This window comes from Rahnella sp. RFA10(1/100) (genome assembly GCF_004195115.1).
Lineage (GTDB): Bacteria > Pseudomonadota > Gammaproteobacteria > Enterobacterales > Enterobacteriaceae > Rahnella > Rahnella perminowiae.
The window spans coordinates 297914-313728 of the sequence record NZ_SEWR01000004.1 but is presented as its reverse complement, the minus strand read 5'-3'; the positions used below and the strand labels follow the sequence as shown (position 1 = coordinate 313728).

12 protein-coding genes are annotated in these 15815 nt (G+C 50.4%); all 12 read right to left on the bottom strand.

Annotation, left to right across the window (positions count from 1 at the left end; genetic code table 11):
- Positions 1 to 17: 17 nt before the first annotated feature.
- Entirely contained in the window at positions 18 to 416 is a 399-nt protein-coding gene (locus tag ETV65_RS14815; RefSeq protein WP_129953577.1) for a nuclear transport factor 2 family protein, read from the bottom strand.
- Between the two features lie 234 nt (positions 417 to 650).
- The gene (treF, locus tag ETV65_RS14805; RefSeq protein ID WP_129953746.1) at positions 651 to 2285 is read right to left on the bottom strand and encodes an alpha,alpha-trehalase TreF; all 1635 of its coding nucleotides are present in this window, start codon (positions 2283 to 2285) and stop codon (positions 651 to 653) included.
- A gap of 63 nt (positions 2286 to 2348) precedes the next feature.
- Complete coding sequence (otsA, locus tag ETV65_RS14800; RefSeq protein ID WP_129953576.1) at positions 2349 to 3755, bottom strand: alpha,alpha-trehalose-phosphate synthase; 1407 nt, start codon at positions 3753 to 3755, stop codon at positions 2349 to 2351.
- The gene (gene otsB / locus ETV65_RS14795) at positions 3752 to 4534 is read right to left on the bottom strand and encodes a trehalose-phosphatase (RefSeq protein WP_129953745.1); all 783 of its coding nucleotides are present in this window, start codon (positions 4532 to 4534) and stop codon (positions 3752 to 3754) included. The genes otsA and otsB overlap by 4 nt, the downstream gene beginning before the upstream one ends.
- 278 nt (positions 4535 to 4812) lie before the next feature.
- Positions 4813 to 5544 carry a tryptophan 2,3-dioxygenase family protein gene (locus ETV65_RS14790; RefSeq protein ID WP_129953575.1) on the bottom strand — a complete coding sequence of 244 codons (732 nt, stop codon included), beginning with the start codon at positions 5542 to 5544 and terminating at the stop codon, positions 4813 to 4815.
- A 314-nt stretch (positions 5545 to 5858) separates the two neighbouring features.
- Positions 5859 to 6653 (bottom strand): cyclase family protein, encoded by a 795-nt coding sequence (locus ETV65_RS14785; protein ID WP_129953574.1) that lies wholly within the window; start codon positions 6651 to 6653, stop codon positions 5859 to 5861.
- A gap of 87 nt (positions 6654 to 6740) precedes the next feature.
- Positions 6741 to 8030: a pyridoxal-dependent decarboxylase gene (locus ETV65_RS14780; protein WP_205951592.1), complete on the bottom strand. Its 1290-nt coding sequence runs from the start codon at positions 8028 to 8030 to the stop codon at positions 6741 to 6743.
- Positions 8031 to 8188: 158 nt separating this feature from the next.
- Positions 8189 to 9031, bottom strand: a complete 843-nt coding sequence (locus tag ETV65_RS14775) for an SDR family oxidoreductase (protein ID WP_129953573.1) — start codon at positions 9029 to 9031, stop codon at positions 8189 to 8191.
- Between the two features lie 589 nt (positions 9032 to 9620).
- Positions 9621 to 10301, bottom strand: coding sequence for an oligogalacturonate-specific porin KdgM family protein (locus ETV65_RS14770; protein ID WP_129953572.1), 681 nt, complete (start codon positions 10299 to 10301; stop codon positions 9621 to 9623).
- Positions 10302 to 10369: 68 nt separating this feature from the next.
- The gene (locus tag ETV65_RS14765; RefSeq protein WP_129953571.1) at positions 10370 to 12538 is read right to left on the bottom strand and encodes a right-handed parallel beta-helix repeat-containing protein; all 2169 of its coding nucleotides are present in this window, start codon (positions 12536 to 12538) and stop codon (positions 10370 to 10372) included.
- A gap of 85 nt (positions 12539 to 12623) precedes the next feature.
- Positions 12624 to 14189, bottom strand: a complete 1566-nt coding sequence (locus ETV65_RS14760) for an MFS transporter (protein ID WP_129953570.1) — start codon at positions 14187 to 14189, stop codon at positions 12624 to 12626.
- A 392-nt stretch (positions 14190 to 14581) separates the two neighbouring features.
- Positions 14582 to 15562 (bottom strand): VirK/YbjX family protein, encoded by a 981-nt coding sequence (locus ETV65_RS14755; protein ID WP_129953569.1) that lies wholly within the window; start codon positions 15560 to 15562, stop codon positions 14582 to 14584.
- Positions 15563 to 15815 lie beyond the last annotated feature (253 nt).

Sequence of the window (15815 nt, the reverse complement as noted above, 5' to 3'; positions counted from 1 at the left end):
AGGCTCCTTGCGGAGCCTTATTTATGATCCAGCAGCGAGGTGCCGTAAGAATTATCGATGGTACATACCCAGCGCCCGTCCGGTTCATGGCGGAAAACATAAGTGGCACGACGGGTAGTGGTCACTGTGCCGCCCTGTCCGTCGGGGAAGTGCAGCACCGTTTCCATGATCACCAGCGCATCCTGCGCCCCCTCAATCACCTGCATCTCACCCTGTTCCACCACCAGTTGATCCTGGAAATAATCCGAGATGGCGATAAAGGCTTTGCGGATATCGTTTTTGCCGCGGGCAATCATGCCCGGTTTAATCACCAGTGCCGCATCCACGGCGTAATGCGCCATCAGCGAGTCGAAATCTCTGTCTGATATGGCTTTGTCACAAGCTTCGATAATCTGGCGGATCGGGTGTGTACTCATCCGTTAATGTCCTTTCGCTGAGTTCCAGAATAATGAGATCCCTGTCTGAAATAACAGGATGTCGACCAGGCAGCTGAAGTCTGTCTCTGACATGTTAATAACAAATTTTTTGCCAATAAACATCCCTGCCTTCAGCATGCCCTGATACCGGCAGGCGTGCTGAAGGCCGCGCTACACCAGGCGTTTGAACGTTGGCTGATGGAACAGGGTCAGAGTGGTGATAAGAAAACCGGATCAGTCGTAATTCTCACCATACAGACCAATGAGCCGCCGCACGACACCATTGGTCCAGCCGAAGCCATCCTGCAGCGGATATTCCCCGCCGCCACCTTCACGAGGGATGCCCCCTGAGATGTGGTATTTCTCGATCAGTTTATGATGTTGCTGGTAATACTGATTCACCGTTTTCAGCCAGTTACGGGCAATTTCATCACCCAGCGCATCATTGCCGTATTGCTTGAAACCCTGAATTGCCATCCATTGCAGAGGAGCCCAGCCGTTGGGTTTATCCCATTGTTCACCGGTTTCATATTCCGTCGCCATGATGCCGCCGGGCGTGAATAAACGTTTACGTACAGCCTCTGAAAGCCGTTCAGCCTGGTAATGACTGGCAAGCCCCACATACAACGGCACGACGCTGGCAGCGGAGAACAACGCCATTTGCTGACGGTGCCAGTCGTAATCGCGAAAACAACCTTCGTTGTCATCCCACAGATAACGGTTTATGGCGTCACGCCGGTTTTCTGCTTTACGGCGGAATAAAATTTCGGTGACTTTATCTCCCTTCAAACCGGAAATATTGGCGATAGCGCTTTCGAGTTTATGCATAAACGCATTCAGATCTACCGGGATAAATTGCGTGGTACGGATACTGGCGAGACGGTGGCCGTCACGCAACCAGCGCGATGAATAATCCCAGCCAGATTCCGCCCCCGCACGCAAATCGCGGTAAACTTCGTTGGCTGGCCGGCCTGAATGTTTAGCGGTTTCGACGTCTTCACGCCACGATTCATCGCGCGGGGTGTCCCTGTCATCCCAGTAACGGTTAAGCAGTGTACCGTCCGGCAGGCAAACTGCATGGCGGTACGCCTGATTCGGCGCGAGAGAGTCCGCACCATCCATCCAGAATTCATATTCCATTTTCAGATGATCGAGATACCGCCGTGCGCCACGTACACCGTCTTCCTCGAACAGTTCAACCATCAGCGCGAACACCGGTGGCTGTGAACGGCTCAGATAATACGTGCGGTTACCGTTAGGAATATGGCCGTATATCTCAATAATCCAGGCGAAATTGTCCGCCATGGTGCGCAGGAGATCATTACGGCCACTTTCCGCCAGACCTAACATCGAAAAGTAAGAATCCCAGTAATAGGTCTCACTGAAACGTCCGCCGGGAACCACATAGGCCTGAGGCAAAGGCATCAGTGAAGACCATGGCACATGATCTTCCGGCTGGCGCGTCAGCACCGGCCAAAGTTTATCGATGTGTTCTTTCAGCGAATCGCCGGGATCGGAGACGTATTCATCATCGCGGTGTTCCGGCAGCCAGAAATGTGCGTCAACAAAGCGTTTCAGGTTAAAGCCGGGATGATTCTTTACCCGGCGATAACGCAGCAAAATGTCCAGCGGATCCATCTTCGGCGGGCAGTCCGGGAAGGTTTTGCTGTCCTCGAAAAGCCCTGAAGATTGCACGCTGGTAAACAATTCCAGATAACGGTCAGCAGGCGTTAAGGCATCGGAAGGCGGCAAGCCTTCGATCATCTCTGGTTCCGGTTCTGCATCCATCATCCGGTCAAGGATCAGTTCAATCGGCTCGAGCTCGGTCAGACGAGTCTCTTCGCTCTCAGCATTTTCGCTGTCAAACATTGCGTTTTGGTTCGTCTGGTAATTTGCATTTTGCATATGCTGCAAGCCTCTTGCTTATAAAATTCACACGACGGCGCTGTGTTTTTCACTATGCGGTGTGATGGCGTATAAATCGCGTAAATAGCTTTCGCCCCAGTTCGCAATGTCATTCTTACGCAACACCGCCATCATGTCGTTATAGCGTTCAAGCCGTTCTTCCAGCGGCATGGTCAGTGCTTTATCCAGCGCCGCTGCCACATCATCCCGGTCATAAGGGTTGACGATCAGTGCCGATGTAAGTTCATTTGCTGCACCGGCAAATTGTGACAAAACAAGAACGCCCGGGTCTTTTGGATCCTGCGCGGCGACATACTCTTTTGCCACCAGATTCATGCCATCTCGCAGCGGCGTCACCAGCCCGACATCCGTCAGGCGGAACAATTTCATGAGCAGGCTGCGCTGGAAATGCTGGTTGAGGTAAAACAGCGGCGTCTGGTTGATACCACCATATTTACCGTTGATGCGCCCCACTTCGGTTTCCAGCTGATGACGCAGTTCCTGATAGGCTTGCACGTCACCGCGCGAGGTCGGGGCAATTTGCGAATAGCGCACTTTACCGCGATGCTGCGGGAATTTTTCCAGCAATGCCTCAAAGGCGAGAAAGCGCTCCGGCAACCCTTTGGTGTAATCGAGACGCTCACAGGAAATAATATTTTTCGATTCGCGTAGTTCGCGTTCCATCGCCGCCATTTTGGGTGGCAGCGGGCCCTCGGCCATTTCCTTTATGCTTTCCGGTGCAATGCTGATCGGATATACGCCGGTAGCAAAGGTTTTGCCAAACGCCCGGTGCTGATGTGTATCGCAATCTTCAATATCAGCCAGCGATTTGAGATTATCCAGAAACGCCATACGGTCACCTTCGGTCTGGAAGCCCAGCAAATCATACTCGCACATCATTTCGAGCAATTCATCGTGTGTTGGCACGGCATTAAAGATTTCCGGGGTCGGGAACGGAATGTGCAGGAAGAAACCAATACGGTTTTTTACGCCGAGTTTACGCAGCGCGGCAGCGAACGGCAGTAAATGATAATCATGGATCCACAAGATATCATCCGCTTTGATGAGCGGCTGCAATCTTTTCGCCAGCATATTATTGACCCGGCAGTAACCGTCCCACGCCTCACGCTGGAAATCCACCAGATCGATACGATAGTGAAGCGCCGGCCAAAGTACGGCATTTGAAAACTGACAGTAATACAGATCGTAATCGTTTTGATTAAGCGGAACCGAAGCGTAAGTAATGCCGTTATCTTCCATCAGATGCAGGTCATCCTCTTCTTCGCCCGATATTTCACTTATCTCACCATTCCAGCCAAACCAGAGACCTGAAGTATTTTTCAGCGCATCCAGAATGCCCACGGCCAGCCCGCCAGCGGATTTTGAACCGTCAGGAATGGCAATTCGGTTAGAGACAACAACCAGGCGACTCATAATTCGGACTCCTTCTTGAATGTTAATGTGTGACGTTGTAACGCCTCAATCCACCGGTAAACGTCGTGAACGGTTTTGACACGATACTGCGCGAGACTTGAACCTTCGCCAACTTTCACCGTGATCCCCCGCATGGCGTTAACCACTTCGAACCCTTTTTCATCGGTCAGATCATCGCCTACGAATACCGGAATGCGTCCGGAAAAGGGTGTCTGTTGCATGAACGTATAAATCGCAGCGCCCTTATCTTTTCCGCGAGGTTTAATCTCAAGAACGCATTTACCGGGCTGAAGTACCAGCTCAGGGAATTTTGCTACGACGGATTCCGCCAGGGCTAATACCTGCTGCTGATGCAGCATTGCCTGACGATAATGCAATGCAAAAGCCATGCCTTTGATTTCGAGTAACGTACCCGGCAGCGCGTTCATTCCCGCTTCAAGAGTTTGTTGCACCTCTTCTGCCACGTGGCGGGGTAAGGTGACGCGGTGCATCCTGCCGCTGCCGTCGCGCATTTCTGCGCCGTGAACACCCGCTGCGGGAAGTTCCAGAGGACTGACCAGCTGATCAAGCTGCTCCACCGGACGTCCCGACACCAGTGCCAGCGCACCTGAAGATGCCGCAAACAGCGTTTGCAGGTGGGCACGAACATCAGCGGGGATCGTGACGGCATCAGGCTCATCACATATCTCGGCGAGGGTGCCATCGACGTCGAAAAAGTAGGCGTATTGACGACTGTCCAATATCGGAAGAAGCGGTGTTTCGGTGTGATTTTCCTGAATTTCTGTGGTCAAAATAGCTCTCCTGTTTGCAAGTTACGACACAGCGCGTCAATGCACTGAACACCTCTGAAGTAATTTTCCAGTAGATAAATATAACTCTTCGTCAGGTAAGCGCAGGAAAAATCAGATTAATCTACACCCTGCTGGCAGGTTTTAACGATAAAAGAGAACAGGTTGAATATTGATTGCTTTCTAAACGGTTGCGGTTAGTTTTTATCCTGTCTGCCCGCGGCCAGTTTGCCGGCGTTATATCCTCAGCAGTGCCGTCATTGCCGTAATTAAGGTGAGTTAATGGCTGCCCAAAGCTGTGCAAATATAGGTGTGAAGAGCGTGGATTTTAAATAGTTTAAACCTGCGGAACCGCCTGTACCTTGCGACTGACCTATAGTGCGTTCAACGAGTTTCGCATGACGATAGCGCCATTCTTGTAGCAGCGAATCCAGGTCTAACAGCTGGTTTAGTAACAGGGCTTCGCAAGAATACTGCTCTAAAATATCCCGGAAGATATCCTTCTCTTCTTTGTTTAACTCGCCTGAGCCGAGGAGTTGTGTACGTACAACTTCCCATAATGAGGCTGGCAGAAGAATTGCCGCTAATCTTTCTTGTATCACATCGTCATGTTCATATTGTTGAAGTTTTTTGCTGTTTGCCTTTCCTAAAAGCGCTTCAATTGCATCAAACTGATATGACTGGAAACCGCTTGCGCCGCCCAGATAACCGCGAAATTGCTGAAACTCATGGAACTTCAGCGTGTCGATGACAGCTATTTGATTTACCATCGTTCGGGTGATGGTATTTATGCGAATCATGCTGCTGATTGACTCAGGTATTTCTCCTTTTTTGATTAAATTAATGACATGATGAATTTCATTAATTAATTGCTTAAACCATAATTCATAGGTTTGATGCGTAATAATGAAAAGGTTCTCATTGCGCTGTTCGCTGTGAGGTGATTTTGGTTGTTGCAGAGATAATAACTCATGTAATTTAAGATAACTTGAATAGTCCATAATAAATTATATGAATACTTCCCGCTTGCGATAACTTCAAACGGTCTGATTCTTGCAGATAAGTCGCAGGTTTATGTCCGGATTTTCTGCCGTCTGATGACTGCGGATTGAATGCCATTCACCGTCCACACCTTATTACCCGCGAGTTTTAAGCCCAAACCATGATTTAGGATTTATGAGCCACGCGTTTACCTGTTTTGGTCATCCCGCCAGTCGTCAAAGCAATCTTTCAGCATTCACCCATTGATTAAGGGTTAATATTTATCAGTATCATGGGTTAATATAGTCTGATACAGACATGGTTTTATTGCTAATCAGGAAAAGGGAAAGAGCAGAGGTTTGCTGGGCAGCGCATCCCCGGTTAAATCCGGTAACTGTAGAGAAATAAAATAATGCCCCGGAAATATACCTTCAGGTAATTGAATTAACTCTGTCACAGAAGCCTGCCTGCGTTCAGTAATAGGGTTGCAGGGGTCTGCCATTCCCCAGAAACAGCGGTGGTTATCCATCAGTCCTCCGTCGTGCAGTTTATCAATAGAAGGTATATCCACAAATAAATGTTGTACGCCAAGCTGAAGTACCCTCTCCATTGCCTGATGGCTAAAATAGGGAGCACCATTGCCGTCAGGCAGCCAGGATTTATCATCCGTTGTAATAACCAGCGCCTGAAGATAATCTGAACCTAGCGGGGTCAGCGCATGGTTAATTGCCTCTTCAGTAATAATCCAGTCATTATCTTCAGCGTGGGTGTTGTAGCGGTCTTTCATTTTTGATACCCGTTCTAACGAAACGTGAATCAAAGTGGCAGCCATAAAAAGAGGCATGCTGAGATCAGCTACGTTATGTATTTCAGGCAAAATATGACCGATGCATTCAGTATGGGTGCCGTGACAATGTGGAACGAAACTAATAAGCGAAGCGTTACAGGCACCGCCGGAAGTTACTCTGGCCTGACTATTCTCATATTTTAAGGGAGCTTCATAAGCCGGTGCAATGCCATAAAGATTGACAGCGTTATCTGCAAAACAGAGCTGCGCAGAGAGTTTAATCGACTCCTGATGGTGAATTATATGGGTACGTCCACGATAAACTATTTCAATTCGGGTCATCGGAAATATTCCTCCAAATCTTTCTCAATACATTATGTCAGGGATCTTTACACCGCAAAGTGCAGAGCCGGATCGTGGATAGTGATTTCAGAACGCAGTCTGGGAAAGTTTTCTATAGGTATGCACAAGTGTATCCAGCAAACGGGCAAACGTCGGGGCATCTGTTGAAGGTGCCATGATAGTCGCGCGCCACCAACGGCGGTTATCAACAAATGAAGATGCCAGATGAAAGATTCCTTGCTGCATCAGCTCGTTGCGCACAGCGATGTGTAACCGGTCACTGTCCGGACCTGGTGTATCGGCATATCGGAAGCAGACAAGATTGCTTTCCGGCTCACAAAGTCCCTCAAACTCTTTTCGTGCCAGGATCATTTGCCAGAACCTGCGTGCTGCCCGATGGCGGCTATGGACATACTCTGCCAGGCCCGCTTCTCCTCTGTGCGCCAGATTAAGAAAGACCTTAAGACCAAGTTCTGCCTTAGACCCTTCGATGGTGTAGTGCATCAGATCCGGACCGGGACGGTGTTCGTCGAAAAACAGGTAATCGGCATTGTGCTGGAATGCCTGGCTTAAGTCTGCACGGGCGCGAACAAGCACGGCAGCGGCAAGTGTTGAGGTCCGCAGCATTTTATGCGCATCCCAGGTGATTGAATCTGCCTGAGCGATACCCTGCAGGTGGTGGCGTAACTCGGGAACGAGTAAGGCAGATCCTCCATGAGCCGCGTCGACATGCAGCCAGATACCTTCGTGATGGCAGGCGCTGGCGATTTCTTCCAGGGGGTCGAATAAGCCGGTTGGTGCTGCGCAGGCATTGGCGACAACGGCCATCACTGTGCGGCCAGCACGATGATGCGCCTTGATGCTCTCGCTAACCTGCGCACCGGCAACGCGTCCAAAGCGATCACAAGGCAGTGCGTGTACTGCGCGACTGCCAAGGCCAAGAATGGCAGCCGCCCGTGAGACGGAGACATGGGCGTTTGCCGGCGCGAGAATAATCACATTTTGCGGCATTCCATGCTGCCATACATCGGGAAAAATATGATGACGGGCCACCAGAAGGGCTGTGAGGTTCGCCAGCGAACCGCCATGAACAAGGATCGCGCCGGAGTCTTCGGGGGACCAGCCCACTTTTCCGAGCATCCACTCGGTGACCACCAGTTCGGCCGCTACCCCGGCGGCGCCCATCTCGAATAAAGACATGGCATTGTTGCTTACGCCATGCACCAGGTCGGCAATGGCGGAACCGATATCGGGAACCGCGCATTGGTGAGACATATAACCGGGATGGTGGAGCCGCGTTCCCTGATCCAGATACGCCTTAATGAATGCGGCTAATGTGCTGTCCGTCATTCCGCCAGCTTTAATGGACGTGCGCATGTTCAAGTCATTAATCAGCTTCTGCGGTGGAGTTTGTTTTAATACGGTTACTTCACCCTGCTGGGAGTCCTGGACATAGTCGTCCAGCACTTTGGCCACTGCGAGTACGGCATCAGCGAACTCACCTGCCCGCCAGCCGTGGTATCCCTCCTTGTGCATCATGCTACGCCCTCTTTCAACGTCGTACGCGGGTTGCGCATCGTAATGCATCCCGGATGCACACCGAGTCCCATTGAGGCGTCAATAACGGCGCCATGCATGATGACAGCGGCATCTGTCGTCAGCCACCACAGAATATCGGCGATTTCATCGGGGCGTATGAGCCGCCCCTTCGGGAGTTGAGCAATAAGTTCATCCGCTGATGCAGACGATAGAGGATCCAGCGTGCTTTGACGGAACATCGGCGTGTCAACAGCCCCGGGACAAACACAAAATACCTCGACGGGATCATGAACAAGTTCCGCCGCCCATTGCCTTGTCAGGAAGGCGATTGCCGCTTTGGTCATGCCGTCTGTATCCCTAAACCCCGGAAAGGCTGCTATTCCACCATCAACGCTTGAGAGCATGAGGATTTTCCCGTAGCCGCGTTTCAACATCCCTGGGAGAAACTGCCTGGTGAGCCAAAGTGGCCCCAGACAGTTGACTTGCGTGAATAATGCGTCCTGCTGATGCCGTTCTTCTATGCCAGCAAGCTCTACGGTTTTGGTTCCTAAAGCCGCGTTGTTTACAAGGATGTCGATTTCTGCGGGAATAGCGTCAACAAGCTGCAAAAGGCTTTCCCAGCTGCCCTGATCGTAAGGTAAAGCTTGGGGGGGAATAGAAACAAGGGAAGACAAGGCGTTAATAAGTTCAAGCGCCCGATCCTCACCCCGATGATAAGTAAACCACACCTGATCACCTCTGCTGGCGAAGGCCCGGACTGTTGCAGCACCAATACCGCTGGAACCACCCGTAATTAAAATATTCCGGCTTTTTCCCGGCGTTGACGTTTCCGCATTCATCAGTTCAACTCCTCACAGCATAAAGTATCCGTTCTAATCAATGAAACCTGATATTATTGTTTTGTATCTCTATCACCTGAGAAACTATTATGATTTATCGGGTTCAGCGTTTTTAACGCGGCATCAGACTCTAAAACAACCTGACTATCCCTTTAATATCAATTGAGTAGTTATGTTACAGTTTAATAAACGGGGTGGTTAATTATATTTTCTGTAAAAGAGTTACCGGTGTTAGACGACCTGAAAAAGAATTATTAAAGTGCGGGTTAATTAAATCTATATATAAGCGTAGAGTAATCACGAAAATACGCAAGAATTATGCTTATTTATGCAGATGTTCTGTGCATCGCTATGATTTAATATATAAATATCAGATATTGACCCGGGGATTTAACAGTACAGGTTGTTCTAAGACGGCAGGTACTGCGCAGAAAAAGTCTCTTTGTATAGAATAATTTCCGTCTTCCAGGTAGCCCGGCAACATCCCTGTTATCGGCTGCCGTTATTGTCTGTCACCCGCTGCGCGGGCTGTCACACCGGTCAGCATCTGCGGACCGGTGATAGTCAATCATATGCAGAACGGCGGTGATCAGAAATTATATTGCACACCAATGCGGAAACGGGTCTGACGTTCATCCGTCGTTTTACGCACGGAAACATCACCAACCTGTACGTAAGGTGTCCATTGTTTATTTATATTATAAGCCACTTTCAAATCCTGCTCATAATCCCACTTATCATTATCATACAGGATCTGATCACTGTGTTTATAAATATAGTTATATTCAAACCGCCAGTCGGCAATTTTATAACCCAGCCAGATTTCACCGCGGTTTGTTTTGCGATCTTCGGTGTTTTCTTTGGTATAACGGGTATACTCGTAGCGGTAACGCGCATTGAAATAAACGCCGCTGTCAAATGTATATCCGGCGGTTAAGAAGGGTTTATAAATACTGCTGTCAGAACTGGATTCCAGCGTAAATCCGGGTTGAATAAACACGGCCGGCGTGACTTTGTACTGATAGCTGATGGTGCTTTCCGTGCCGTTATCAACCAGATTATTAAAGGGTTTATTTTCATTATCCCCGCCTGATTTCCATTTGGCTTCCAGCGAGAACCCGAACCCGTTGGCGAAGCGGTGCGAAACCATCGCCCTGTCTTTATGTTGTTTACTGTCATCGAGCCATTCATGACGAAGGTCAATAGTGACGGCCTGGCTGCTGGCACTGGCCAGCAGTAAGCCGCAGATCATCAGTCTGCTATTTTTCATTTTTATAAATCCCAGAGATATTGAGTAGTGTTATTTTAAGTTAAAGGTTCACTCTTAATGACGCTGCTTTATTTGTTTTTCAAAAAGTCAGCGTAATTAAATCCACCGTCAGAAAGACGGGTTATCGGATCCGGTAGCCGCAGGGAAATATAATCTCCCGGTATAATTTCCTGATGTTTTATATTCACCGTTTTATGATCAGTGTAAAAATAATTACTGTCATCCACATTGCCGGTGACGGCATCGTCATACTTCCCTGCCGTGGTTCGCAGCGAAATGTTGTCCCTGAAGGTGCCCTGCTTGTCAGCCGTGGTGTACGGTGATGGCCGGAACAGGAAATTGAAGCGTTTGTTATCGACAGCGCGGTTATGTCCGATAACCAGCGCGCCCGGATTGAAGTTGTCGGTAAAACCGTCCATACCGTTGCCAACCGCAACGTTGTGGCGCACCACATGGCCGACCGGTAACCCTTCGCCACCCAGTTTGAAACCATTGCTGCCATTGTTCACCGACAAGCTGTTCTCAATCGTCACACTGCCGTTCGGGCCGTCTTCGATTTTGTTGAACAGGTCGAAACCGTCGTCGATGTTGTCGTGGGAATAACAATTGATCAGACGGTTGCCCTCGCCCACGCGCATTTTGACGGCAAATCCGTCGGCGTTTTTGCGCCCCGGATCCTGATTTCCCCAGGATTCAGAATTGCTGATGAGATTGTGGCTGGCCCACAGAGCCCGCCCGATGCCGTCCGGCGATGCCACCCAGATGCCGGTATCATCGGCATGATGCGCCTTAATGCGGTCGAGATGGTTATAGCTTCCGGCAACATGAAAACTTTTTTGCGTGACGGTAATCCCCTGAATATTCCAGTAGCTGGCATTCAGTTTCAGGCCATTAAACACCACGTTGTCGCCTTGCGTACGCAGCGTTTTCCGGTGGGTGTCGGTGCCGCTGGCGGTGGCCGGGATCACGCTTGCCGGGTAGTCACCCTCACTCAGCCAGAGCGTGCCGCCCGGTGCTAAAAGATTTACCGCACTGTCAAAATCCAGCGGATGTTCAGCCGAACCGTCATTATCTGCCGTACCAGCCGGAGAAACATACAACTCGTCAGGATTGCTGACCAGCGCCATACGCACCGGGAATTCCTGTGTCACTTGTTTACCGTCCGCCGGTATGTAGGTGATCTTGAGCATCGTTACCGGTTGTTCAGCATGTAGCGGAACCGTCACCACTTCACCACCGCGCACCGCTTTTTGCGGCAACAACGGTTTGTCATTCTGTTCAATCTTAACCCGTCCGTCGCCGTTAGTGCGTAACTGGAACACACTGTCGCGGCGGGCAATGAGCGGCGATGACATTACCTCAATACGCGCATTCAGTGACGGCGTCACATATGGTGCAGAGGGCTGTATATGCGCCTCGCTGAGCGTGAGTCGGGCATGCTCTACCGTAATTTTCGCATTCCGCGAGGCGAAGAAACCGACGTAATATCCGGCTTTGTCCAGTTGTGTCACGCTGTCTGCATGCTGCACGGATTTGCTGACCCACTGATCGCTGCCCTGTGGCGCATAAGCGACAATGAAACCGTTGTCCGTGCGGGTCAGTCGCAGCGAGAAACGGGCAGGTGTACTCAGCGGATGATAACTTTCTCGCACGATGCCGATGCCGGTATTTCCCCAGGGTTGCTGTACACCCTGCCGGGCAATCAGTGCCAGTACCGGCGGTTTATCGCCAGTGGCCATTATGCTGTTCATCACCATATTTGACGCTGCCGGCAGCTCTTCAATACCTGGTTTAGTCACCGGTTCACGCGGATTACCCAGAATATCGCGTACCAGTAATCCTGCCCCTTCCTGTCCGGCCGGTTTTGCGCCATTTTCCGGTCCGAACTGATTGAGCGTGATTTCCGCTTCAAGCTGAAAATTCACGTCCGCCGGCAATCGGGTATAGAAATAGGTTAAACCGTCGTGGCTGTTACCGACTTTGCCGCCACGGCTTTCAAGGGTGAAAGGCGTACTGAGCAGAGTGCCTGTCGCCGGCACAGGTTTACCGTCTGCCAGTAAAGTTTCATTCATGCCGATTTTCTCCGGCAGAACGTTGGTAGCGAAATTGACGTCAGTTGACTGGCCAAAAGTCGTGCTGTGCCAGACCAGTTTACCGCTGTCTGGCAGTGCGGCAGCCAGACTTTGTGCGCTTATCCCGAGGGCGAGCGCGGTAACAACAAATTTTGATGCCCACATAATCGTTCTTATCCTCAAAACGAAAGGGGTCGCTGGCCGGTGACCCGGCCAGTCGGGAAAGAAAAAAGTAGATTTAAATCAGGAGCTAAGGTTGTTGCGTGGTGCTCACCATCGGTTTGGGCTCAGTGAGGTCAACGGCGGGTGTATCGAAAATTTTGCGGCAAACCACACTGTTGCCCCAGCACTGTTCATACGGATAACCGATCAGTTCTTCCATCACTGCCCGCACTTCCGGTTGTACCTCGCTGATCTGCCCGCCCGCTTTAATACGTGCGACTTCGCCCAGCACCACAAGATGGGTTTTGCGGTTCAGTTTCATCTGATTACTGAACACGATAGCCATCAGCGCCAGCGCAATAACACCGATACAGAACACCAGCGCAATTGCCATCACCGCACTTTCAGGTTGGGTGTGAGATTTAGACTGGAACCCGTAGAAGCTCAGAATGGCGCCCATCACGAAAACAATCACTGAGCGCATCAGCTTGCCGGAGAAAGTCATGGCACCGGCGTAAATCCCCTCGCGGCGACGGCCGGTAAAGGCTTCATCTATATCCGCCAGGAAGGTGTAAACCGTCCACGGAATGTAATATACGCCGCCGGTACCGATACCGAAGATCACGGTGATTGTCAGCATGGCGGCTGTCGCGTACTGCTGCGGCAAATGCAGGAAGTGAAGCAGGCTGTAGCAAGTTACTGAGAAAATCACGATGCCCAGCGCCAGGATATAAGGCTTGCTGAACCCGTGTTTCACACAGATACCAATAAATATTGCCGTAGAGAACAGTTGCAGCAGTGAGTTCAGACTGCTCAGACCGGCAACCATCGCCGGGTCATACTGCAGCACGAAGATGATGAAGTAGGTGAAGACGGAAGCGAACAGCCATTCTGCCCCGAAACCACACAGATACATGCCCAGATGCTTGCGGAACACGCGCAGGTGGAATGTTGACTTCATGTCGCGCACCAGCGTCAGCATGGTTTTGCCAAGGGTCATTTTCTTCTCATCGACGGGGGTGGTCTCTTCTGTCGGGCGTTCCCAGGAGGAGAGATACAACATGCCGATGGCGATAAACAGGATCACCCCATACGTCAGGGCGGTGAAAAAGAAGGGCTGCGCGGAGTCCTTACCGTAAATCAGGATGAACTGACCAGGGATGAAGGCCGCAAGGAAGTTAGCGACTTTACCGAAAATAGCTTTATAGCCAGTCAGTTTTGAGCGGGCAGAGAAATCGGTGGTCATTTCTGTCGCGAGCGTTTCATACGGCACCATCACCGAGGTGTAGATCAGCTCGAACATGACGTAAGTGGACAGGTAATACCAGAATCCGAAGCCTTCTACCCACAGCAGCGGATAGAACATCATCAGCGGCACGCCCAGTAAAATGAAGAAGCGGCGGCGGCCAAAGCGTTTACCAAGCCGCGTTTTGCCAAAGTTATCCGAGAGATAGCCCATCAGCGGGTTACTGATGGCGTCAATGATGCTGGCGACGGAGAAGATCGCCGAAGCCTGTAACAGCGTCAGGCCGCAAAACGTGGTGTAGAAATACAGCAGCCAGATCCCGGCGATGGCCAGTGCGCCGCTGCCCAACAGATTTCCACCGCCGTACGCCAGCTGATGTTTAAATAAAATAGGTTTTTCTGTGTTCATACGTTATCCGCCCAGAGAGGTTTTTATAAAATGAACCGTTGTTTCGTTTTTATAGAGATGACGTTTTATATAGGCGGGATGAATGAATAGATGTGAATAACATCACATTTAAATCAGCAGGGGGCAGTTGGCGATAAGATTTTGCGATACGTGTAACATTCCTCGCCATCAAAAATACACAATTGGCGAGATACTTCGAAGTGCATTAGTTTTAAACAAAATAATTAACTGACTATTACTTTATGAAACTGACACTTAACTTCTGCGGTAATGTGACATCAGGGGTGAAATTTTCAGTGAAGGTGATGCATAAACGCTGGAAATACGGAGGAAAAGGCCGGTCCCTGGCCCCGGAGCTTGCTACAGCGGGTAATTTACCGTGAAGTCTGAGGTCAGGCTTTCAGTAACGACGCTGTGCTCTCATGTAATTCATCGAGCAAGGTATAACGCTTGCGGTACTCAGAACGTTTCTTACTGGCAATCTCTTCCATGGGCTTGCGCGGCAGTTCCAGCGGTACCTGATATAAAGCTGAAGATGCGGGCGTGGCGCTGATGGAATCCCAGAATTCGTTATAACTGGCGACGAACACATTTTTCTTGCGGTGACGGTAGCGCAGACTGCGGAACACATGGCCGGTGTCGCTGACCGCAAGGATACGCTGTACACCGGTTTCGGCGGCGACACGTTGCAGGCTTTCCAGAAGCAGTCGCTTCGGGAACAATCCGTAACAGGATTTGGTCGCCTGTTTAATCACTTCATGCGCCGTAGAACGATGCGCCCCCTGAAATCCGCCGATAATCAATGTCGCCCCTTCCGGGCGTTGCACAATGCTGAACGTCAGGGCCGCAAGCAGGATGTCCTCCATATAAAGGAACATATTGGCTTCGCCTTCGCGCTCAGATTTGCCGATGGAACCGAGTACCACACGGAAAGCTTCGCCGTCTTTGCCCGTGAACCGGGTGATGGTATTGCCACCCGCACTCAGAAAGATCTTGCGCAGGCGGGTGTTTTCCAGGCTTTTGACGAATTCGTAGTGGTCAACCAGTGCGTCAGCACGCCCGGCAGAATGTAAACCGAGATGCAGGTACGGTTTGTGAATTTTACTCGGGAGTTTGGTCTGCACAGAAAAGGCTTCCTGCCAGACTGCTTCCGCCGCCATTTTGTTCAGCACTTTCAGGGTATCGAGCGGATGCAGCAAGGTGCGCACGGCGTACTTGACCCGGAACATCCGGTCGCGCCACAGGTTGTCCGGTACGCACGCCCCGCTCAGAAGATCGATAAACAAACTGAGTCCGCTGGTTTTTTTTAAGGATGGTTCAACGGGAAACGTTTCGCTGTGGGATTCGGTTTCATTGAGAGGAATGTGTTCCATGATCTATTTCCGATGCCTGAAATAATCACGGTATCACCGGGTTTTTAAACACCTTTACAACGCGGTTTTAAAGAGAAGCGAGGTAGTAGCAATAAGTGCAGGTTGTTTAACTGTCGTTTACATTATCCTGACATTATCCCTTCTGCCTCTTCATTCGAAGATCATCCTCCCTGTTTGCAGCACATTTTCCGCTCAGAAAGACTTTGCGGCTGAGTTAAGCGTTGAATAATCATTCATATGAATGATGAGTTTT

Excerpts from the sequence above, each read along its gene's own strand:
- ETV65_RS14785 (WP_129953574.1), bottom strand. The coding sequence starts at position 6,653 with ATGACCCGAATTGAAATAGTTTATCGTGGACGTACCCATATAATTCAC.
- otsA (WP_129953576.1), bottom strand. The coding sequence starts at position 3,755 with ATGAGTCGCCTGGTTGTTGTCTCTAACCGAATTGCCATTCCTGACGGT.
- ETV65_RS14780 (WP_205951592.1), bottom strand. The coding sequence starts at position 8,030 with ATGCGCACGTCCATTAAAGCTGGCGGAATGACGGACAGCACATTAGCC.
- ETV65_RS14760 (WP_129953570.1), bottom strand. The coding sequence starts at position 14,189 with ATGAACACAGAAAAACCTATTTTATTTAAACATCAGCTGGCGTACGGC.
- ETV65_RS14790 (WP_129953575.1), bottom strand. The coding sequence starts at position 5,544 with ATGGACTATTCAAGTTATCTTAAATTACATGAGTTATTATCTCTGCAA.
- ETV65_RS14755 (WP_129953569.1), bottom strand. The coding sequence starts at position 15,562 with ATGGAACACATTCCTCTCAATGAAACCGAATCCCACAGCGAAACGTTT.
- ETV65_RS14765 (WP_129953571.1), bottom strand. The coding sequence starts at position 12,538 with ATGTGGGCATCAAAATTTGTTGTTACCGCGCTCGCCCTCGGGATAAGC.
- treF (WP_129953746.1), bottom strand. The coding sequence starts at position 2,285 with ATGTTTGACAGCGAAAATGCTGAGAGCGAAGAGACTCGTCTGACCGAG.
- ETV65_RS14770 (WP_129953572.1), bottom strand. The coding sequence starts at position 10,301 with ATGAAAAATAGCAGACTGATGATCTGCGGCTTACTGCTGGCCAGTGCC.
- ETV65_RS14775 (WP_129953573.1), bottom strand. The coding sequence starts at position 9,031 with ATGAATGCGGAAACGTCAACGCCGGGAAAAAGCCGGAATATTTTAATT.
- ETV65_RS14815 (WP_129953577.1), bottom strand. The coding sequence starts at position 416 with ATGAGTACACACCCGATCCGCCAGATTATCGAAGCTTGTGACAAAGCC.